This window comes from Klebsiella sp. R445 (genome assembly GCF_051131755.1).
Taxonomy (GTDB): Bacteria; Pseudomonadota; Gammaproteobacteria; order Enterobacterales; family Enterobacteriaceae; genus Klebsiella; species Klebsiella lignicola.
On sequence record NZ_CP180446.1, the window covers coordinates 3,498,694 to 3,518,999 of the forward strand.

Sequence of the window (20,306 nt, forward strand, 5' to 3'; positions counted from 1 at the left end):
ATCAGGGCCAGCGCTTAATGATGATGGAGGTATTGATCCCGCCAAAGGCGAAGTTATTACTCTGCAGGAACTCGCAGTCCAGCGAGCGGGCTTCTCCCATAATGTAATCCAGCTCACCGCACTGTGGGTCCGGCTGGCGCAGGTTGAGCGTCGGGGCAAACCAGCCTTCGCGCATCATCTGCAGACTCATCCACGCTTCCAGCGCCCCGCAGGCCCCGAGGGTGTGGCCAAAATAGCTTTTCAGCGACGAGATCGGCACGTTGTTGCCAAACACCGCGGCGCTGGCCTGGCTTTCGGCGATATCGCCGCGGTCGGTTGCCGTGCCGTGTGCAGAGACGTAGCCGATGTCCCGGGCGTTTAAGCCCGCCATCCTGAGCGACTGCTCCATGCAGATTTGCATGGTTTCCTGCTGCGGCTGGGTAATATGCGCGGCATCGCAGTTGGTGGCGAAACCGACGATCTCGCCGTAAATGGTCGCTCCCCGGGCTTTGGCATGCTCCAGCTCTTCGAGAATCAGGGTACCGGCGCCTTCGCCAATCACCAGCCCGTCGCGCTGCTCGTCGAACGGCGACGGCGTGGTGGCCGGGGCGTCGTTGCGTTGGCTGGTGGCGAACAGGGTATCGAAGATCGCGGCTTCAGACGGGCACAGCTCCTCTGCGCCGCCAGCGACCATCACCGTCTGATAGCCGTGGCGAATGGCTTCCCAGGCGTAGCCAATCGCCTGGCTGCCGGAGGTGCAGGCGCTGGAGGTGGGGATCACTCGTCCGCGCAGGCCGAAGAACAGGCCGGTGTTGACCGCGGTGGTGTGCGGCATCATCTGCACGTAGGTGGTGCCGGTGATGTTATTGGTGTGCTTCTCCGTCAGCATGGTGGCGAACTCGCTGACCGGGCCGGTGCTGCCGGTGGAGGAGCCGTAGGCAATGCCGGTTTCGCCGTTGGTCAGCACCGCATCGCCAATCAGTCCGGCCTGCTCCAGCGCCAGTTCGCTGGCGCGGGTGGACATCAACGACACGCGGCCCATGGCGCGGATCCGCTTGCGGGTATAGTGTTCCGGCAGGCTGAAATCGTCGATCGGCGCCCCGAGCAAGGTATGCAGGCCGTCATAGATTTTCCACTCCGGCATGGCGCGCACGGCGTTTTTGTAAGCGCGCAGCCGGGCAGACACCGCCTGCCAGCTTTCACCAAAGGCGGTCACGCCTCCCATACCGGTAATCACGACGCGGTGAGTCATAGCATGCCTCCGTTGATGGAAATCACCTGGCGCGTGACGTAGCCCGCGATATCCGACATTAAATAGCTGGCGAGTCCGGCCACTTCTGCGGCCTGGCCCATGCGTTTCATGGGGATGATCGACATCGCCTCTTTGAGGGCGGCCTCTTCCATGGCGATCATGCCGGTGTCAATCAGGCCGGGGGCAATGCAGTTGACGGTAATTTTGCGTTTTGCCAGTTCAATAGCCAGCGCTTTGGTGGCGCCGATAATGCCCGCTTTGGCGGCGCTGTAGTTCACCTGCCCGCGGTTGCCCATCACCCCGGATACCGAGGACAGCGTAATGATCCGCCCACCCTGGCGGGCGCCAATCATCGGCATAATGCAGGGCTGAATGACGTTATAAAAGCTGTCGAGATTGGTGTGGATCACCGCATCCCAGTCGTTGTCGCTCAGCGCCGGGAAGGCGCCGTCGCGGGTAATACCGGCGTTGCTCACCACGCCATACCACGGGCCGTGGGCGGCGATATCCTGCTCCAGCACCTCGCGGCACTGCTCGCGTTCGGCGACATCAAAGCTTAGCAGGCGGCCTGCACCGCCGGCGGCGAGGATCGTCTCCAGCGTCTCCTGCGCCCCCTTTGCATCGCGGTGGTAATGGACGCCGACGACAAAGCCGTCAGCCGCCAGCTGGCAGGCAATGGCCCGGCCGATGCCCTTGCTGGCACCGGTCACTAATACGGAACGGCTCATGGTTTCTCTCCCTGATTAAACAGCGTCGTTAACTCGTCTGGGGTGGGCTGGAAGGTGTTTACGCGGCCCGTCGCCAGCGTTGTATCCCCATCAGCGATAGTGCAGTCGAAACTGCCAAAACGGTCATCCTGCATTAACAGCGTGACGGCGATCGTCAGCGTGGATCCGGCAGGCAAAATACCGGCGGCGCAGACCAGTTCCCGGGCACCGAGCACCATCCCGAGGGCGATGCTCTCCTGCTGGTGTTGATGGCGATGCCAGCCTGACCAGACGCCGACGGTCTGTGCCATCAGCTCCAGCGCAAACCAGCCGGGCAGGTTGCCGTCGCTATCGACAAACGGTGCCAGCACCCCTGAGGTGTTCACCCCGACGCGGCAGGTGGCGGTCTCTTCGGTGACTTCCAGCACCTCTTCGAGCAGCAGCATCGGCGCGTCATGGGGCAGATAGTCGCCGGGGGGCAGATAGTGGCTCATGAACATCTCCCGAGCAGAATGCTGACGTTATTGCCGCCAAAGGCAAATGAGTTGGAGAGGATCGCCGGGCGCTCAAGGGGCTGCGCGGTGGTGATCAGACCGCAGTCTGCCAGCGCCGGGTCGCGCGGCGACAGCGTGAAGTCCTGGGGCGGTAACGGCAGGTCGCGCTGCAAAATCAGCATCGCGATGGCCGCTTCGGTAATCCCGGCGGCGCCGAGGGTATGCCCGGTCAGGTGTTTGGTGGAGCTGCACGGTACGCGATCCCCGAACAGCGCCTGTACAACCTGCGACTCTACCCGGTCGTTCAGCGGAGTCGCGGTGCCGTGGAGGTTGATATAGCCCACGTCATCCGCGCCGATGCCGGCATCGTCGAGAGCCATGGTAATGGCGCGGATCGCCCCTTCTCCCTGGGGATGCGGAGCCGAAATATGGTGAGCATCGCTTGACTCGCCGACGCCCAGCAGCGCAACAGGCTGCGGCTCGCGGGTGAGCAGCATCAGCGCCGCCCCTTCACCGATAGTGATCCCGTTGCGGTCGCGGGCAAACGGCTGGCACCGCGTAGGGGAGAGCGACTCGAGGCTGTGAAAACCGTTCACCGGCATCCGACTCAGGGTATCGGCGCCGCCGACGATGGCAACGTCGGCGAGCCCGGCTTCAATCAGCCGTCGTCCGCTGATGATGGCCCTGGCGCTGGAGGAGCAGGCGGTGGAGAGGGTAAACGCCGGGCCGTCCAGCGCCAGCCAGTGGCTCAGGAAGCGCGACGGATCGCCCAGCTCCTGCTGCGGGTATTGCCAGTCGCTGCTGGCGCGGCCGTTGAGGGTGCGGTCAACGTGAATATCCCCCTCGTCGAGTCCGGAGGTGCTGGTACCGAGCACCACTGCCACTCTGTCGTAGCCGAAGCGGGCGATGGCCTCGTCAACCTGGGGACGGATCTGCGCCAGCGCCGCCAGCAGCAGCTGGTTGTTGCGCGAGCGGTGGGCGGCAAAGCGCTCCGGGATCGCCGGCAGGGTGGCGTCCACGCCACCGAATACGGCCTCGGGGACTCCCCGTAGCCAACCGGTGCGCGGTTGCATCCCCGGTGCCACGCCGCGCGTCAGGTTCGCGGCGATTTCGTCCATGTCGTTGCCGAGCGCATTGATCATGCCGACTGCAGAAATATAGATCATCTCAGTCACCCAGATATTGCATGGTGATGTGGTATTTAAAGGCCAGTTGCTCGATGCTGATGGGCATGCGTTTCCCCTGGCGGTTCAGATAGACGATAGCCGTAACCAGCTTGCCCTGCGCGTTACGCAGTTCCCGGCGATCGCCGCTGTCGGTCAGGGTCCAGCCGGCCGGAAGCTGCTTCTGCCAGACGGCTATCGGCCAGTGGCTGAGCATCACATCCGCCAGCACCTGGCTGGCGGGCGGCAGCTGCGGCACCACGATCGATTGTTCGGCGCGCAGCCCGCGTTGATCGTAGGTGACGAGAAACAGGCGGATCCCCACCGACGAGAGGCCGGCGAGGGTGATTTTTTGGTCGTCGGCATTGAGCATCACCAGCAGTGACTGGGTCTGGCCACGAAAACGCCCGGTCAGCAGCTGCTGGGCGCTCAGCGGCGGCGCAATCCCCGGCGGCGGCAAGGTGACGCGAGTCCCCGGCTCCAGCCAGGCCTGGGGACGGCCGTCCTGCGGTTTTGGTGAGTGGCTGCACCCGGCAAGGATAAGGGTGGCAACCAGCGCGGCGGCGCGCCACAGTCTGTGCGTGATCATCGTCTTTTTTTCTCTTTTTTACCGGGCATCGCCATCGGTGACAGCAGGAAGGCGGTGAAAATACCGCTGACCAGCACAATGCCGAAGCTGCTGATGGCCTGGGTAGCGCTGAAGACCAGCATGCCCAGGGTCAGCAGGGTAGTCATCATCGCCAGAATAATCGCCAGCAGCGACGTCAGCGGCGTACCGCGAGGGTTACTGAAAAACAACGTGTAGTTGATGCCAATCCCCAGCACCAGCACCAGCGCCAGCAGGGAGAACAGATTCACGGAGTGGCCGCTCAGGCTGAGCGCCGCCAGCCCGCAGCCGAGCGACAGCACTGACGGCACGAGACTTTTCAGCCCGCTGCGCCAGCCGAGCCGCAGCATCGCGCCGCAGGCGATCACCGCCAGCGCCACCGCCAGGAGCCCCGTCAGAATATGACGATAGAGGGCGAACAGGCCGTCAAAGGTGCTTTTCCTGTCGACCCACGCCACGCCGGGCTGTTGCTCGCTCAGCGCCTGCAATGCCGCGCTTTCTTTCACGCCGTCAACCGGGATCAGGACGCCACTTTCCCCGCCTTTCAGAGTCAGCCACAGCAGGCGCCAGCCTTCACTGGCCGGGCTGGCAAGCCAGTCCTCAACCGTGACCGGCATGGCGTTAAGATCGACATTAACCGTCTGCACGCCGGCCTGCTGCAGCGCCTGGCTGAGCGCCGGGACTGCGGCCTTTAGCAGCGCCAGGTCCTGGCGCTGGCGGGCCAGCGAATTGAGTGGCAGCGTGCGATACCCGGCGATCGTCCCCTGTTTTTTGGCCTGTTCAAGCGCCGGGACAAAAGCTTCCAGCCGCTCAAGGGTTTGCTGCGGGGTCGCCCCGTAGACAACGAACCATTTCTGGTCGACGCTCTGGCCGGTTAAGGCCACGATGGCCTTTTCCTGGGCCAGAATCTGCGGCGGCAGCGCCTGCAGCTGCGAAATATCGTCATCGATACGCAGCGTGGCGATACCGGCCAGCGACACCAGCGCCAGCACCAGCGGCAGGCCGAGGTACAGTTTTTTACTGCGCCGCCATGCCGCCAGCCAGCGCAGCATCGGCACCATGGCTGGAACCGGGCGAACCGGCAATCCGCGAGACAGCAGCGGATGCCAGAAAATTACCGTCAGGCAGGAGGCGCTCAGCCCGACGGCGGCAAATACCGACATCTGGCGAATGCCGGGGAACGGGGCGAGCATCATAATAAGATAGGCCACCACCGCGGTCAGCAGTGCCAGCAGCAGCGCGCTGCGTACTTTGGCCAGGCTTTGCCACGGCGTGCTCTCGTGGCCGTGGACCATCCGTTCCGTCAGATAGTAGAGCGTATAGTCGGCGGAGATACCGATAATGCTCATGCTCATCACCAGCGTCATCAGATGCAGTTCGCCGAACAGCAGCAGCGTGGCGACGGTGCCCGCCAGCCCACCCATACCCACGGAAATCAGGCATAGCACCAGCGGTCGCAGCGAGCGGAAGGTCACGATGATTAGCAGCATCACGCCGAGTATCGTGGCGATGCCGAGCGTGGAAATATCCTGCTTCGCCTGCTGGCTGGCGTAGTCGCTGTAGAAGACCGTCCCGCGCGACAGCAGCTGTGCCTGCGGGTAGCGCGCTTTGAAGGTCTGCTCCAGCCCGGAAAGGGTGGTCACCAGGCGGTGTGTCTGCTGCATATCGAAAGAGGAACCGGCCAGTTCGCCGTGGATCAGATACCAGTGATTTCCCTGAGCATCCTGGGTGACCAGCCAGCCCTCTTTCAGCTGCAGGCGCTGGCCGTTTTTCGCCATCGCCAACTGCGAACCGCGCATCAGCATCAGCGGATCGCTGTGCAGCTCTTTGCCGCTGACGCCGGAGAAGGCGGAATAGAGCTGGGAGAGCACCCACTGCGCCTGCGTACCGCCGCCGTTTTGCAGACGGGCGCGGGTCTCGGAGTCGATCATCCCGTTGCGGTGCTGCCAGAAGAAGCTGCCCCAGGCCTGCTGGCTGGCGGCATCCATCGGACCTTTAACCTCCGCCAGCGCGTGGGACTGTTGCAACAGGCTGAGCCACGCTTGCGCCACCTGCGGGTCAGCCTGCTTGCCGGAGCTCACCAGCCAGACCAGCTGCCGGTCAAGGCGCTGGGTAAAGCCTTCGTTGAGGGCCGGCGGAATGGCGCCCAGGGTCTGTTTCGGCAGCATGGCCAGCACGCTGCTGTTGATGCGTGACTGCGGAAGCAGCGTCAACAACACCCCCAGCATCAGCAGGCAGACGAGTCCCCACAGCAGCGCAATGCTCCGACGGTTACGGTGCGGTAAATCGTTGTCGTTCGTCATCGGTCAGGTGCGCGGGAGTCAGTTGATGTTGCGATAGCGTGATGTCGGTGCGATCGCCCTGTTTATCATTGAGCTGGATGTGGTCGAGATAGGTCTGCCCGGCCAGATCGATGGTGGCGAAGATCTTATCCAGCGGCGTGGTAATCGGCGTCAGGCTCAGGGTCCAGCGTCCCTGGCCCTTATCGCTAAATTCGACGCGGAAATTCTGCTCCAGCACGCGGCGGTCGGCCTGGAACAGGGCGCGCAGCAGGTGGTTAAACTGGAACATCTGCGGGTTGTTTTCGGCGGTGATGGTTTGCGGCGGCTGGCCGTTGACCACCTGGACCATCCGTTTATCATCCAGCAGCAGCTGCATTGGGAACGGCGTGGTTTGATCCCACAGCAGACCGGTGTCGCGGGCGATCAACATCGTGCCCTGGGATCGCAGCGGCTGCGGCAGATCCTTGATGGTGCGGGTTTGATCGAAGTGGGCGCGGATCACCGGCTGTTCGGTAAAGCGCTGCTGAAGATCGTCCAGCGTCAGGGCGCTGACCAGCGGGCTGAGCAGCAGCGCCAGCAGAGGCCACCATTTCATGGCTTCACCCCCATGCGCTCGAACAGAATATCCGGGCTGACAAAGCTCATCTCGCGGCTCTGCTCATGGACCGCCACCTGAATGGTGTAGCCGGTGGTGGTGCGTTTGCCGCTGTCGGCGGCGAAAATCTCATAGCCGATGCGCAGCCGGTTTTCATACTCTTCGAGCCGGGCGCGCACGCGGATACGCTGTTCAAAGGTCAGCACATCGCGGTACTTCACGCGGGTGTCCACCACCGGCCAGACGTAGCCGGACTCCTTCATCTGGCGGTAGCCATAGTTAAACTGGTTGAGTAGCGCCTCGCGGGCAATCTCGAAGTAGCGAAAGTAGTTACCGTGCCACACCACGCCCATCATATCGACGTCGTGAAACGGGATGGTCAGCTCTACCTCGGCAGTAAAACGGGGATCGTTAAGCACCCTTTACTCCTTCTCTTTGGCATCCGGCAACCGCCAGAAATCGAAAAAATTGAACCAGTCCAATGGTGACTGGAGCGCATAGTGTTGCAGGCGCTGCGCGTAGCGATCGACCGCCTCCTGCAGGGCCGCCTGGCGTTCAGCCCGCGGCAGCACCAGCGGATCGGCAAAGGGTTCGCAGTGAATATGCAGCTTGCCCTGCTGGCGTAGCGCAAAAATAAGCTGTACCGGGCAACGCAGAATGGCGGCCAGAATAAACGGCCCCTGCGGGAAGGGGGCCGGCTGGCCCATAAATTCGCTCCAGCAGACGCGCCATTCGCCGCCGCGCTGGGGCGTCACGGCGATGCGGTCGCCGACGATAGCCACCCACTCGTTACGCTCCAGCTTCTCTTTCAGCAACATGGCGGTTTCCGGGCCGATATCGTTGACCGGAATCAGGTTTACCCCGGCCTGCGGCGCCATCTCTTCCATGATCTGCTTAAAACGGCGGGCGTTATCGCTAAACACCAGCGCGTTAATGACCTGACCGCCCTGCAGCTGCGCCAGCGCCCGACAGGCTTCAACATCGCCGAGGTGCGAGGCCAGCAGCAGTTTGCCGGTGGGGGCGCCGCTATTGAGCGCGGCTTCGGCCCCGGGAGCAAACACAACATCGCGATCGAAACGTAGCTCCCCGCGCCAGCTGGCGATTTTATCGAGCATCGCGTCGCCAAAACGCAGGAAATGGCGATAGCTGGTGAGATGCGCTGGCGGCAGCTGCCGACGGGCGGTCAGCTGTGCGCGGACCCGGGCTAGCCAGTCCTGTGAGGCACGCCGGGCGCGATGTGCGGTCAGCCAGTACACGCCGACCACCGGATAGAGCAGCCATGAGAATACGTTGCGGCCCAGAAGACGCCACACCAGCAGCATCAGACGCATTCCCCATAATCCCCTGACCTCATCCTGGCGCGCCCAGTGGGTCGCCCGGCGGCGCAGCAACAGGGAAGGGATGCGCGGCAGCATGCCGAGGAACAGGCGGGTATGCATCCACGAGATGCGGCAATTGTCCTTCAGGGCATCGAAATGAGACAGCCCGTCGGCGGGATAGGTGACCCGGGTCGGGACAAAATAGCTGTCATGGCCCTGCCAGTAGAGGCGCACCATGACTTCGGTATCGAAATCCATCCGCTTGCCCAGCGCCACGCGCTGCGCCAGCTGCAACGTTGGGCCAATCGGATAGACGCGAAAGCCGCACATGCTGTCTTTCAGCTGCAGCGAGAGGGTTTCAATCCACACCCAGATATGGGTTATCCAGCGGCCATACAGCCGCGAGCGGGGAATGGAGTCGTCGTAAATGGGCTGGCCGGAGATCAGCGCGGTAGGGTGCGCCTGCGCCTGTGCCAGCAGCCGGGGAATATCTTCAATGGCGTGCTGGCCGTCGGCATCCACCTGCACGGCATGGCTGAACCCGGCGTCCGCGGCGGCCTGCAGACCAAGGATCACGGCGCTGCCTTTGCCGGCGTTCTCCGCCAGGCGGATCAGCGTCAGGTTCGGTTCCTGCAGGGCCAGCTGTGCCAGGACCTCGCGGGTTGCAGCGTCACTGCCATCATCGACGACGACGCAGGGCAGCGCGAAAGGCTGCAGGCGGGCAATCACCTGCGTCATCATGGCACCGTGATTGTAGCAAGGGATCACCACGCAGGGCTTGAAGACTAGCGACATAGGCGGATCTTCCCGCTGCTGGCGGTATGACGCGCCTCGCCATCGTGGCGTTGATAGCTGAAGGCCACTATCTGGCGTTCGGGCTGCCAGCTGAGGCTGAGGGTGACGGTGCTCTCCGGCAACAGCGGCGCCTGAAATTTAACGTTTTGAATGCTCTGGAACCGCCAGCCTGGTGCCAGCAACGTGGTGGCATAATGCATCACCCAGTCCAGTTGTGCGACGCCGGGCAGCAGCGGCTGGACGGCAAAATGACCGCGGAACCACTGCAGGTCCGGGTCGAGATGCAGGACAATCTCCACCTGCTGGGGTTGTGCCTGATGGCGTTCAATTTCACGGGGTTTCAAGAAACAACTCCTGTAATTGCGCATAGACACGCTTGTTCATGCTGTTGACCGGTATGTCGTCGGTAACGCGCCAGTAGCGGGGGATGGCAACCGGCTCCAGCGTCGGGCGCAGCGCCCGTCGCCACGTTTGTTCAAGGGTTTTGCTGGCGTGTTGCCATGTCTGGCGGGTGTGGTCATCCAGCACCAGCAGGACACCGATATTCTGGCGACCGCCGCGGGTCACGAGCAGCGCGACCGCGTCGCGAATGCCTTCCAGCTCCAGCAAGCGCTGTTCAATGTCGCTGAGCGAAATGCGCTTTTCTTCTAACTTCACGACCCGTCCACGGCGGCCTGCCAGTTGGAAATGGCCGTTGGCGGTGAACTGCAGGCTGTCATCGAGTAACAGGCCGTCTTCTTCGGCTATCAGCGGTGAAAATACGCGGAATGCCTGGTTTTGTGGCATAAATCTGACACCGGGCAGCGGCTGCCAGTCGCCGTCTGGCCGATCGCGAAAACGCCAGGCCAGAACGCCGGTTTCGGTGCTGCCGTAAATCTCATCCGGCCAGCGTTTAAGCCAGCCGACCGTGCGGGTAACATCCTGCCACGCCAGCTGGCCCCCGGCGGAGACAATCAGCTCCACCGGCGGTGGCGTCAGCCGGGCATCCAGACGTTTTAACAACGCCGGGCTGCTGATAAACACATAACGATGCTGCGGATTGAGGGCGCTGAGCTGTTCGGCGTAGTTCAGCGTCGTGGCGTGCAGCGGCAGGCCAAGCGCCATCGGTAAAAACAGGCGGAAGGTCAGGCCGTACAGGTGCTGGGGCGCCACCGAGGCGATAATGCGGCAGCCGGCCAGCCGTTCGCCAAAGTGCGCGGCCAGCAGGGCGGCTTCGCGGTCGAGGCACTCCAGCGGCTTGATCACCCGCTTCGGCTGCCCCGTCGAGCCGGAGGTGAACAGCTCTACGCAGGCGTCATTGGCGATATCGCGTAGCGCGAGGGTATGCGCCGGCTCCTGCGGTGAACTGCTGATGGTCAACGCCGGACCGTTCCAGCCGAGGGGTTTATCGCTGAGCAGGCCATCAAACAGCGCCCGCTGTTCATTCAGCAGTGAAACGCGGCTGTGCCCCGGCATCACCGGCGTTTTGCCAGCGTGCAGGGTGGCCAGCAGCGCCACCAGAAACAGATAGCTGTCGTCGAAGCACAGCGCCCAGCGCTGGCCCTGCTGCCGGGCCAGGCATGCGACCCAATGCGCGACATCATGGCGCAGGTGGTCGACCGTCCAGCGTTGCTGACCTTGCCAGGCGATGAGGGTATCGGCGGGGCGCGAGGCGCTCAGCCAGCGGGAGATGGGCAGTGGCGCGTTCATGCGGCGTCTCGCTTAATGACCCGGCGGCGTACCAGCCACTCTCCCGCCATCAGCGTCCCCATCAGCAGGTAGGCGATCATGCCATTCCACGCGGTCCACAGCACCATATCGCCATGCAGCGCCGTGAACAGGGCGATACCGCCGTTAGCGATAAAAAACAGGCTCCAGATCTGCGTGACCCGGCGGGTATAGCGGATAGCCGTGGTGGGAAGCTGAGGGTCCTGGAGGCGCGCCAGGCGTTCAACGATCGGCATCGCCGACCACAGCGAACCGCCGAAAATGGTCAGCATCACGGCGTTGACCACCACCGGGTAAAACAGCAGCAGCTGGTGCGTTTTCAGCACATAGCTGGCCATACACAGCGTGATACCGGCCAGCGCCACCACCTGGGTGACGATGCGCAGAGGCCCGGCCTGACGCCGGGTCTGATAGAAGCGTAAAAACAGCAACAGCGCCATCACCGGAAGCAGCCAGTGCAGACTGTTATGCGCCAGACCCAGCCAGATTAACCCAGGCCAGGCGAGCAGCAGCAGATTCGTCAGCAGCGGTATCCCCCGACGCGAAAAGGCCTCCGACATGCGGATCAGGCTTCTCGGGAGAGACGTTCTAGCGCATCAACAACATCCTGCACGGTGCGCACGGCTTTAAACTCTTCGGCCTTAATCTTCTTGCTGGTTTTCTTTTGCAGGTGGACGATCATGTCGACCGCGTCAATGCTGTCCAGCTCGAGATCTTCGTACAGACGCGCCTGCGGCGTGATGTCTTCGGGATCGATTTCAAACAGTTTGACCAGCAGTTCCGAGACTTCTGCGTAAATATTTTGGGGTTCAGTCATGGTACGTGCCTCAGGTTCGTTGAGCGTGGATAAAGGCGGCCAGGGTAGCAACGGAGAAAAAGTGCTGGCGCATCTCGTCGCTTTCGGCAGAGAGCACTACGCCATACTGGTTTTTCACCGCCAGCCCCAGCTCCAGGGCATCAATCGAATCCAGACCGAGTCCATCACCAAAGAGTGCTGCATCGGTGTCGATGTCGTCAGGCGACAGTTCGTCCAGATTCAGCGTAGTTATTATGAGTTTTTTAATTTCAAGATAGAGCGCTTGCATCATTAATTCCTGAACCAGGCGTAGTCCCTGATTGTAACTGGAGCAAAAGATGCCGGTTTAGCTGCCTGGCCGCCAGGGACGGTTCATGCAGGTTGGCATCGTAAAACTGGCTTATATCTACCCGCTCGCGTACCTCAATGGTAAACAGCGGTTTGGTTGGCGGCGCATCGTACCATTTGCACTGCTTACCGAGCATGTGCTCGCTGCAGCGGATCGTCACGATCCGCACATCGCTGGCGCAGCGCACGGCAATATTGGCCGCGCCGCGTTGTAATGTCATTTTCTCGCCGGGGCGGGTACGGGTGCCCTCAGGAAAGATCAGGATGGTATCGCCCTGCTGCAGACGCTGCTGACTGGCGGGCAGAAGCGAATCAGCCTGGTCGTTGATCAAATAGTCCGCCGCGTGGATCACGCCGCTAACGAAGGGATTGTTGAGTAACGTGCTTTTCACCAGGCAGTCGGTCTCGGGCATGATCGATGCCAGCATCACATAATCAATCAGGCTGGGATGGTTGGCGACCACCAGGCACCCGCGTTCCTGACGCAGAATCGCCTCGCCCTCAATACGGTAGTCCAGCACGCCGACGGCTCGGACCACCGTTAAAAACAGGCGGAAGCTGGCCCCGATGCTGCGTCGTGCCAGACGGCGGCGGCGGGCTTTATTCCTCACCACCACCAGCAGCAGGTTGAACCAGATAAGGGACAGCACTAATCCACCGAGCCCAAACAGGGCGAAACAGACGCCGGTCATGGCGCCGCGCCAGACCCGGTTTACGCCCTGCATAATGCCGCTCATGCGCGACTCCAGCGCCACTGCAGGCGTTCGCCCGGCAGAGTAAAGTCGGCGTGGTCTTGCAAATAGTGCTGTAAAAACAGCAGGCTTTGCGGCAGGTCAGGCTCTTCGTCGCGCACGTCGCCTGTCGTGGCGCAGCGCCACGCGTCACCGGCCTCAATCACCAGCGCCAGCGCGTAGGGCCAGGTGGGCATGGTAGGGGCCAGCTGCGGATGGTAAAACTCCGGCAGGTGACCGTCGAAATCCACCATCAGCACCCGCTGATAGCCGGCGTTCAGCAGGCACATCACTTCGCATAACCCTTGCTGGAAGGAGTCCCGTCCGGCGGAGAGCGAAGAGGAGGTAATCGGATGTTGGGCGGTAATGGTCAGATTGCCCACCGCCGAGTTGTGTACCGAAAGCGCGAAGTCGGTAGGAGAGATATCCTGCCCCGTCGCCAGAGCGTGGAGGAGGCGATAGTTGCGCTCCAGTTCACCGTGACGGCTGGTGTACAGCACGGCGTCGATGTGATGACGGTGCAGCATTGCCAGTCCACACTCCACGGCGAGCTTGCTCCCCGAACTGAGTCGTCTGGCGGCCATCATCGGTAATTCACTTAATTTTGCCTGCGGCGCTGCCGGATCGATGGCGTGCGGCTGCCGTGACCATTGCTGCCACTGTGCTGTTTCGCTAAGCCCAGGGGCTCTGCCCTGCCAGTCAACTATGTTTAGTGAGAATTTCATCAACGCGCATCCGCGATAAACCGGTGATTCCAGCGACGTTTTTTGAACGCCGCTTTGTATTTTCTTCTGGCCCGCGAATACAGTATGGCTAACGTCTGAACCAACGGCGTTTTACCAGCCAGGATTTTTAGCGCTCCGCTTTTTCTGCCGACCGGATATCTGCTGCTCAGTGCAGAGTGAGGGCATAGTGGCAGGCATATTCACCGCCTGGCAAATTAGGTAGTGAAGTCAGCGCGTATTTTCATTATTTTCGCATGCCAGTGCAATTTATTATGGCAATTATTCGCAGCTGACAGCGATATTCCGTTATTCCATCAACAGGCCGATGGCTACTCTCTGACATTTGCACCATAAATTGCCGCGGCAGGCAGATGAATACATAGGAGAATGCCGAATTCACTCTCGCTGCCCCTATTTTTAGTCAGAATGAGTGCTTGAGTACTTACTCATGAAGCCATAACCACAGGTCTTGAATATCCTCAGTCAAAATAAAACCCCAGGCAAATAGCGATCGCGAATTCAACGTTGTTTTCTGTCGGGCGGTGTTGATCATAAAAACGTGTGGACAGGGTGGAGTTCGCCATGGGCAATTGATCAGACTCAGAACGCTAACATTATTTTTTCCGGCAAGTTAATAATCCGCAATATTTAGCCATCGCGCGTGGGTTATTTAAATATAGACAAAAACTTTCTTCCCATACGCTGCCGGTACGCTGCTGAAACGTGATTTTATGCGCAACTGGCTGCTTTTATGTGGTCAACATGGTAATAGTGAAACACTGTTGTAAAAATCTGGTGAACCCAATGCCCGAAGCCGTTGACGAACCGGCGCTGAATGGATTGCGCCTCAATCTGCGGATTGTTTCAGTTGTGATGTTTAATTTTGCCAGCTACCTGACGATTGGCCTGCCGTTGGCGGTACTGCCCGGCTATGTGCACGATGTTATGGGGTTCAGCGCCTTCTGGGCGGGGCTGGTGATCAGTTTGCAATACTTTGCCACGCTGCTCAGTCGCCCGCATGCCGGGCGCTACGCTGACCTGCTGGGGCCAAAAAAGATTGTGGTCTTTGGGCTGTGCGGCTGCTTCCTCAGCGGCCTGAGCTATCTGCTGGCGGCGGTCGGCGGCGACTGGCCGCTGATCAGCCTGACGCTGCTGTGCCTGGGACGCGTGATTCTCGGCATTGGGCAAAGCTTTGCCGGTACCGGCTCGACCCTGTGGGGCGTGGGCGTCGTCGGCTCGTTGCACATCGGGCGGGTGATTTCGTGGAACGGGATCGTGACCTACGGGGCGATGGCGATTGGTGCACCGCTTGGCGTGCTCTGTTATTCCCTCGTGGGGCTGAAAGGGCTGGCGTTGACGATTATGGCCGTGGCGCTGGTGGCGATTCTCTGCGCGCTGCCCAAGGCGGCGGTCAAGGCGACCAGGGGCAAGGTTATGTCGTTTCGCGCGGTGCTTGGCCGGGTCTGGCCGTATGGCATGGCATTGGCGTTGGCGTCCGCCGGATTTGGGGCGATCGCGACCTTTATCACGCTGTTTTACGATGCCAAAGGCTGGGATGGCGCGGCGTTCGCGCTGACGTTGTTTAGCTGTGCGTTTGTCGGCACTCGTTTGCTGTTCCCCAACGGTATTCAGCGTCTGGGCGGGCTGAACGTAGCGATGCTGTGCTTCAGCGTGGAGATCGTCGGGCTGTTGCTGGTCGGGCTGGCAGAAACGTCGTTGATGGCGAAAATCGGTACCTTCCTGGCCGGCGCCGGTTTTTCGCTGGTCTTCCCGGCGCTGGGCGTGGTGGCGGTGAAGGCGGTACCGCAGCAGAATCAGGGCTCGGCGCTGGCGACCTACACGGTATTTATGGATCTTTCGCTAGGGGTGACCGGGCCGCTGGCGGGCTTGCTGATGGCGTGGGTCGGAATATCGGCGATTTATCTGGTGGCTGCAGGGCTGGTGGCGGTGGCGCTGGTGTTAGGCTGGCAGTTAAAAAAACGGCCCCCGGTGGTAGAACCGGAGGCCGCGACGCCGGGCCAGTAGTTACTGGATGGCGAGGGTATTGATGATGCTTTCTGCTTCAGTCTGCGCCTGCTGCTGGTTGTCTGCTGGCAGGGTGATCTGCAGGGTCAGCAGCTTGTCGTCAATCTTGCCAAGCAGTACCGAAGACCACGCGGTCTGACCTTTGGCGGAGATGATGCTGTCCAGCTGTTGCAGGGTGTGGCCTTTGACCTCAACCGATTTATTGGTGACCACCTGCAGCTGCGGATCGCGGCTGCGCTGCTGCTCTTCCAGACGCTGGGCCAGCACGCTTAACTCTTCGTTGGTGCTGTCGCCAACAATCACAATCACCGCTTTTTGCCCGGTGACGTCAGAGTAGACGTGCATGTTGTTGGACTGAGTGCCCAGCTTGCCGCTCTGATCGGTCATTCCCGCCGGCAGGGAGAAACTCAGCTTGCCATCCAGCAGGCTAACGGTTTGTCCACTGGCGTTGCTCTGTGCAGCAGCCCCTTCGGTTGGCGTTTTTGAATCGCTGTTATCACAGGCCGCAAGACCTACAACCAGCAGGCCAATACCGACATATTTAACCAAATTGCGCATTGACATCTTCCTTTCGATAAACGGCCATTAACGGCTCATCCGAGTATCTTATCACATCAACCTGTGAGTACTCTTAACCTGGCTGCAATGCCGATAAATCAGATTTATCTGCCAGTCTTTTCATCAGCATATTCAATAGCATGCCATACATCGGCAGGAAGAAGACAATGCTGATCAGCACTTTGAAGCTGTAGTCGACAATCGCAATTTCTCCCCAGTTGGCCGCCATAAACGGGTCCGGGCTGCGCCAGAAGGCGATAAAGAAAAAGGCCAGCGTATCGCTGACGTTGCCGAACAGGGTCGAGGCGGTCGGTGCCAGCCACCAGCGGCGGTTTTGACGCAGACGGTTAAAGACGTGGACATCAAGGATCTGACCCAGCGCGTAGGCCATAAAGCTGGCGGCCGCGATACGGGCGACGAACAGGTTAAAGTGGGTCAGCGCGGCGAAACCCTGCCACTCGCCCATATAGAACAGGGAGGAGACGCCGTAGGAGATCAGCAACGCCGGGATCATCACTGCCAGGATAATGCGTCGCGCCAGCGGAGCGCCGAAAATCCGCACCGTCAGATCGGTGGCAAGGAAAATAAACGGAAAGCTGAACGCGCCCCAGGTGGTATGAAAACCGAAGATGGAGATCGGGAGCTGCACCAGATAGTTACTGGAAGTGATCACCAGCAAATGGAAAAGCGAAAGCCAGACCAGCGCTTTTGTACGCTGTACGGTAGTAAAGGGACTCATATTGTGACCTTTTTAGTGGTTGGGGTGAGGGAACCCAATAAAAACGGCTGCATGATACTGCGTTGCGTGTGTAATGCAACGGTTGTTTTTCGCGCAAACGTTAACCTGACTTGCGCGGCGCAAAAGTGGGGGTAAACTAGGGCCGTTTTGTTGATGTGAGATGAAAATGACCGAACTTTTCTCCAGTCCTGACCACACGCTGGATGCTCAGGGCCTGCGCTGCCCGGAACCGGTAATGATGGTACGCAAGGCGGTACGTACGATGCCGGTGGGCGAGACGCTGCTGATTATCGCCGACGATCCGGCGACCACCCGCGATATTCCTGGGTTTTGCCGTTTTATGGAACACGAGCTGTTGGCGCAGGAAACCGAGGCGCTGCCGTACCGTTACCTGATCCGCAAAAGCCACTGATCTGCTTCAGGCTGCCCCGGGGCTTTCCGCTTACTTCTGACGTAACAGTCGCAGGGCGTTCGCGGTGACCAGCACCGTCGCGCCGGTATCTGCCAGCACCGCCAACCACAGCCCGGTTAATCCGAGCAGGGTGGTGATGAGGAAAATCCCCTTCAGCCCAAGCGCGATGGCAATATTCTGTCGGATATTGGCGTGGGTGGCGCGGGCCAGGGCAATCATCTGCGCCAGACCGGTTAACCGGTTATGGGTCAAGGCGGCGTCGGCGGTCTCCAGCGCCACGTCGGTCCCGCTGCCCATGGCGATGCCGATGGTCGCGGCCTTCATTGCCGGGGCGTCGTTAATCCCGTCGCCAACCATCGCCAGCGGTTCCTCGGCATTGAGCGCCGTCACCGCCGTGACCTTATCGGCTGGCAGCAGTCCGGCGCGGAACGCCAGCCCCAGCTCTCCGGCAATCGCCGCCGCCGCGCGTGGGTTATCCCCGGTGAGGATCACCCCTTTGACGCCCAGACGATGCAGATCGTCGACCGCCTGACGGGCGTCATCCCGTAACGTGTCCTGCAATGCCAGAATCCCCAGCAGCGCCTGCTCGCGCTGTACCAGCACCACCGTCTGCCCGGCATTCTCCAGTTGCTGAATCTGCGCCTCATGCTGCGGCGCGCTGCCGTTACCCGCCGCGCAAATCAAGATTTGCTGGCCGTCGACGTCGGCTTCAATCCCGGAACCTGCCAGCGCACGCTGGTTGCGGGCCGAGGGGATCGCCAGCTGGCGCTGCTGTGCTTCCCGCACAATAGCCTGCGCCAGAGGATGGCTGGAGCCTTGCTCTACCGCTGCCGCCAGCGCCAGCAGACTGTTTTCATCCTCTTCGCTCAGCGCGATTATGGTGGTGACGCGCGGCTGGCCAACGGTCAGCGTCCCGGTCTTGTCAAAGGCGACCTGGCGTACCCGCCCCAGCTGTTCCAGTGCCGCACCGCCCTTAATTAACGCCCCGCGGCGGGCCGCTACCGCCAGTCCGGAGGTAATCGCCGCCGGGGTGGAAATTACCAGCGCGCAGGGGCAGCCGATCAGCAGCAGCGTCAGGCCTTTGTAGATCCACGGCAGCCAGGCGGCGCTAAAGAACAGCGGCGGGACAATCGCCACCAGCAGGGCGACGACCATAATGGCTGGCGTATAGACCCGGCTGAAGCGATCGATAAACCGCTCAATCGGCGCCCGACGCTCTTCGGCCTCTTCAATCAGCTTCAGAATACGGTCAATGGCGCTGTCGCCCGGCTCGGATATCACCGTCAACTGCACTAATCGATCGACGCTGGTGGCGCCTGCCGCCACGCGCTCGCCAGAGCGACGCTCGACCGGTACGGATTCGCCGGTTAAGGCGCTTTCATCGAAGCTGGCAAACGGTGTCAGCAGTTGACCATCGGCGGGTAAACGGCCGCCGGCGGCCACTTCAATCACGTCGCCGGGACGCAGATCGCGCTGGGCGACGGTTTGCCGTTCACCGTCGCGTAAGCGAATGGCGGTATCGGGTTTTAAGGCCATCAGCGCGCTCACGCCCTGGCGGGCGCGGCTGGCAGCCCAGCCTTCAAGACGTTCGCCAATCAGAAACAGCAGCAGCACCATCGCCGCCTCGGCGGTGGCGCCGATAAACAGTGCCCCGATGGCGGCAACGCTCATCAGTGTTTCAATGGCAAACCAGCTGCCGCTACGGATCAGGCGCACGGCCTGGCGGGCAACAGGCCACAGGCCCACGAGGGTAGTGGCGATGAACGCCAGCTCGCCAAACGGGTGGTTGAACTGTTCCAGACCCCAGCTCAGCGCCATCAGCAGCAGCAGCGTCACTAGCGGCAGGTTTTCGCGCAGACGTGAGACCTTCGGCACCGGGGCGCTTTCATCGCGTAGCGTATAGCCTGCTGCACGTACCGCACTTTCAATGCGCTCGCGGACGTCGCCATCGGCGTTCACCAGCAGCTTTTCGGTGGCAAACACCACCTGAACCTGACTGACCCCCTCGACCTGGCGCACGGCGGTTTCTACCTTGCGGGCGCAGGCGGCGCAGTCCATCCCTTCGACTAACCAACGGTAACGGGCTTCGTTTAAAGGCGTGCTTTCAGGCGGCGTGGCGGTGGCACAGGTGGACTCCGTGCAGCAGCTGTCAGCCTGCGCAGTCACCGGCTTTAATTTGAATGACGAGAATTGCGGGACTTTTTTATCCTGAGCTTCTGGAGTCGACATGAGACCCTCCGGGTAATGATAATTTTCTCATTACCCAGAGGATACACTCTGGAGTCGACTCCAGAGTCAAGCGATTAATTACAGGTACAGAGCGCGGACAATCAGGAAGTGACCGGCGAAGTAGCAGGCGGCCGCAATCGCGTTATCGGCGCGGAAGCGACGGCGATAGTGGCTGATCAGCCAGACGATATTGCTGAGCAGCAGGAATGACGCCCCGGCAAAGCCCGAAAGCGCGGTATCCGTCGGGCGGAAGAACCACAGTTCGCCGGCCAGCCAGACCATCACCAGCGTCATACCGATAAAGGTAAACACCGGCATGCGCAGCTCTTCAAGCCGGCTCCAGATCACCGCCAGCAGCAGCGCGCCGATAACCAGCAGGACCAGCGGCAGCGGCCAGAAAAATGACATTGTCATCTGGCTGGCAAACCAGATGGTATAGAGCAGATGCGACAGGAAAAAGGCGCCGACCGCATACATGATCCGCTGGCGTGGCAGCAGCGTTAACGCATCGCCCAGCAGCGACGCGCACAGCCCGGCGAGCACCAGATAGCTGATGGCATTGAACATCGGTGCCTGCCAGGCCAGCAGCAGCAGCAGGATCAGGGTGACGGGTTTAAAAACCCAGCGTTGCCACGTGGGGCCGCGATAGGATGCATCGACATAAAGCCACGCGGAGAAACAGACAGCAATAAACGACCAAAGCATAGTAAGTCCTTGTATCTGTTATTATTAAGTGATTGGCGTATTGACGGTACTGAATTCTAGTGTAGTGGTTCGGAGCGGCAGATGACAATGTTAATCAAGGCGCGGTATGCTTATTCCTGAGAATTCTTATGGGTTAGA

Annotated in this window: 22 protein-coding genes; 2 read left to right on the forward strand and 20 right to left on the reverse strand. The window is 60.9% G+C overall.

Going from position 1 to position 20,306, the window contains the following annotated elements:
* Position 1: 1 nt before the first annotated feature.
* Genes ACMYSN_RS16305 through ACMYSN_RS16380 form a run of 16 tightly spaced genes read right to left on the reverse strand, consistent with a single transcriptional unit; the run spans position 2 to position 13,500 of the window.
* On the reverse strand, positions 2-1,231 hold the full coding sequence (locus ACMYSN_RS16305; RefSeq protein ID WP_462495498.1) for a beta-ketoacyl-[acyl-carrier-protein] synthase: 1,230 nt from the start codon (positions 1,229-1,231) through the stop codon (positions 2-4).
* On the reverse strand, positions 1,228-1,959 hold the full coding sequence (locus ACMYSN_RS16310) for a 3-ketoacyl-ACP reductase FabG2 (protein ID WP_462495499.1): 732 nt from the start codon (positions 1,957-1,959) through the stop codon (positions 1,228-1,230). Before ACMYSN_RS16310 ends, ACMYSN_RS16305 begins: the two co-directional genes overlap by 4 nt.
* Positions 1,956-2,432 carry an ApeP family dehydratase gene (locus ACMYSN_RS16315; protein ID WP_462495500.1) on the reverse strand — a complete coding sequence of 159 codons (477 nt, stop codon included), beginning with the start codon at positions 2,430-2,432 and terminating at the stop codon, positions 1,956-1,958. Before ACMYSN_RS16315 ends, ACMYSN_RS16310 begins: the two co-directional genes overlap by 4 nt.
* Positions 2,429-3,598, reverse strand: a complete 1,170-nt coding sequence (locus ACMYSN_RS16320; RefSeq protein WP_462495501.1) for a beta-ketoacyl-[acyl-carrier-protein] synthase family protein — start codon at positions 3,596-3,598, stop codon at positions 2,429-2,431. The genes ACMYSN_RS16315 and ACMYSN_RS16320 overlap by 4 nt, the downstream gene beginning before the upstream one ends.
* 1 nt (position 3,599) lies before the next feature.
* Positions 3,600-4,184: a DUF3261 domain-containing protein gene (locus ACMYSN_RS16325; RefSeq protein WP_462495502.1), complete on the reverse strand. Its 585-nt coding sequence runs from the start codon at positions 4,182-4,184 to the stop codon at positions 3,600-3,602.
* A complete protein-coding gene (locus ACMYSN_RS16330; RefSeq protein ID WP_462495503.1) occupies positions 4,181-6,505 on the reverse strand; it encodes an MMPL family transporter in 2,325 nt (774 codons plus the stop codon). The genes ACMYSN_RS16325 and ACMYSN_RS16330 overlap by 4 nt, the downstream gene beginning before the upstream one ends.
* Positions 6,474-7,079, reverse strand: a complete 606-nt coding sequence (locus ACMYSN_RS16335) for a LolA family protein (protein ID WP_462495504.1) — start codon at positions 7,077-7,079, stop codon at positions 6,474-6,476. The genes ACMYSN_RS16330 and ACMYSN_RS16335 overlap by 32 nt, the downstream gene beginning before the upstream one ends.
* Positions 7,076-7,498 carry an acyl-CoA thioesterase gene (locus ACMYSN_RS16340; protein WP_462495505.1) on the reverse strand — a complete coding sequence of 141 codons (423 nt, stop codon included), beginning with the start codon at positions 7,496-7,498 and terminating at the stop codon, positions 7,076-7,078. Before ACMYSN_RS16340 ends, ACMYSN_RS16335 begins: the two co-directional genes overlap by 4 nt.
* 3 nt (positions 7,499-7,501) lie before the next feature.
* Positions 7,502-9,193 carry a glycosyltransferase family 2 protein gene (locus ACMYSN_RS16345; RefSeq protein WP_462495506.1) on the reverse strand — a complete coding sequence of 564 codons (1,692 nt, stop codon included), beginning with the start codon at positions 9,191-9,193 and terminating at the stop codon, positions 7,502-7,504.
* Positions 9,184-9,537, reverse strand: coding sequence for an ApeI family dehydratase (locus ACMYSN_RS16350; RefSeq protein WP_462495507.1), 354 nt, complete (start codon positions 9,535-9,537; stop codon positions 9,184-9,186). Before ACMYSN_RS16350 ends, ACMYSN_RS16345 begins: the two co-directional genes overlap by 10 nt.
* Positions 9,524-10,882 carry a class I adenylate-forming enzyme family protein gene (locus ACMYSN_RS16355; RefSeq protein WP_462495508.1) on the reverse strand — a complete coding sequence of 453 codons (1,359 nt, stop codon included), beginning with the start codon at positions 10,880-10,882 and terminating at the stop codon, positions 9,524-9,526. Before ACMYSN_RS16355 ends, ACMYSN_RS16350 begins: the two co-directional genes overlap by 14 nt.
* Positions 10,879-11,460, reverse strand: a complete 582-nt coding sequence (locus ACMYSN_RS16360) for a COG4648 family protein (protein ID WP_462495509.1) — start codon at positions 11,458-11,460, stop codon at positions 10,879-10,881. The genes ACMYSN_RS16355 and ACMYSN_RS16360 overlap by 4 nt, the downstream gene beginning before the upstream one ends.
* Before the next feature lie 5 nt (positions 11,461-11,465).
* Complete coding sequence (locus tag ACMYSN_RS16365) at positions 11,466-11,717, reverse strand: acyl carrier protein (protein ID WP_462495510.1); 252 nt, start codon at positions 11,715-11,717, stop codon at positions 11,466-11,468.
* Positions 11,718-11,727: 10 nt separating this feature from the next.
* On the reverse strand, positions 11,728-11,985 hold the full coding sequence (locus tag ACMYSN_RS16370; protein ID WP_123757266.1) for a phosphopantetheine-binding protein: 258 nt from the start codon (positions 11,983-11,985) through the stop codon (positions 11,728-11,730).
* On the reverse strand, positions 11,966-12,781 hold the full coding sequence (locus ACMYSN_RS16375; protein ID WP_462495511.1) for a lysophospholipid acyltransferase family protein: 816 nt from the start codon (positions 12,779-12,781) through the stop codon (positions 11,966-11,968). The genes ACMYSN_RS16370 and ACMYSN_RS16375 overlap by 20 nt, the downstream gene beginning before the upstream one ends.
* Complete coding sequence (locus ACMYSN_RS16380) at positions 12,778-13,500, reverse strand: beta-ketoacyl synthase chain length factor (protein ID WP_462495512.1); 723 nt, start codon at positions 13,498-13,500, stop codon at positions 12,778-12,780. The genes ACMYSN_RS16375 and ACMYSN_RS16380 overlap by 4 nt, the downstream gene beginning before the upstream one ends.
* An 804-nt stretch (positions 13,501-14,304) precedes the next feature.
* Between ACMYSN_RS16380 and ACMYSN_RS16385 the strand changes: the two genes are divergently transcribed.
* Positions 14,305-15,525, forward strand: coding sequence for an MFS transporter (locus ACMYSN_RS16385; protein WP_462495513.1), 1,221 nt, complete (start codon positions 14,305-14,307; stop codon positions 15,523-15,525).
* Here the strand turns inward: ACMYSN_RS16385 and ACMYSN_RS16390 are convergent, their stop codons facing one another.
* Together ACMYSN_RS16390 and ACMYSN_RS16395 are read right to left on the reverse strand one after the other, a co-directional pair.
* Positions 15,526-16,083, reverse strand: coding sequence for a DcrB family lipoprotein (locus ACMYSN_RS16390; RefSeq protein WP_123757270.1), 558 nt, complete (start codon positions 16,081-16,083; stop codon positions 15,526-15,528). It abuts the gene before it with no gap.
* Positions 16,084-16,156: 73 nt separating this feature from the next.
* On the reverse strand, positions 16,157-16,822 hold the full coding sequence (locus ACMYSN_RS16395; protein ID WP_123757271.1) for a 7-cyano-7-deazaguanine/7-aminomethyl-7-deazaguanine transporter: 666 nt from the start codon (positions 16,820-16,822) through the stop codon (positions 16,157-16,159).
* A gap of 166 nt (positions 16,823-16,988) precedes the next feature.
* Here ACMYSN_RS16395 and tusA point away from each other — a divergent pair, with 166 nt between their 5' ends.
* On the forward strand, positions 16,989-17,234 hold the full coding sequence (gene tusA, locus ACMYSN_RS16400) for a sulfurtransferase TusA (protein WP_123757386.1): 246 nt from the start codon (positions 16,989-16,991) through the stop codon (positions 17,232-17,234).
* Positions 17,235-17,264: 30 nt separating this feature from the next.
* Here the strand turns inward: tusA and zntA are convergent, their stop codons facing one another.
* Together zntA and ACMYSN_RS16410 are read right to left on the reverse strand one after the other, a co-directional pair.
* A complete protein-coding gene (gene zntA, locus ACMYSN_RS16405; protein WP_462495514.1) occupies positions 17,265-19,463 on the reverse strand; it encodes a Zn(II)/Cd(II)/Pb(II) translocating P-type ATPase ZntA in 2,199 nt (732 codons plus the stop codon).
* A gap of 78 nt (positions 19,464-19,541) precedes the next feature.
* The gene (locus tag ACMYSN_RS16410) at positions 19,542-20,168 is read right to left on the reverse strand and encodes a lysoplasmalogenase (protein ID WP_123757273.1); all 627 of its coding nucleotides are present in this window, start codon (positions 20,166-20,168) and stop codon (positions 19,542-19,544) included.
* Positions 20,169-20,306 lie beyond the last annotated feature (138 nt).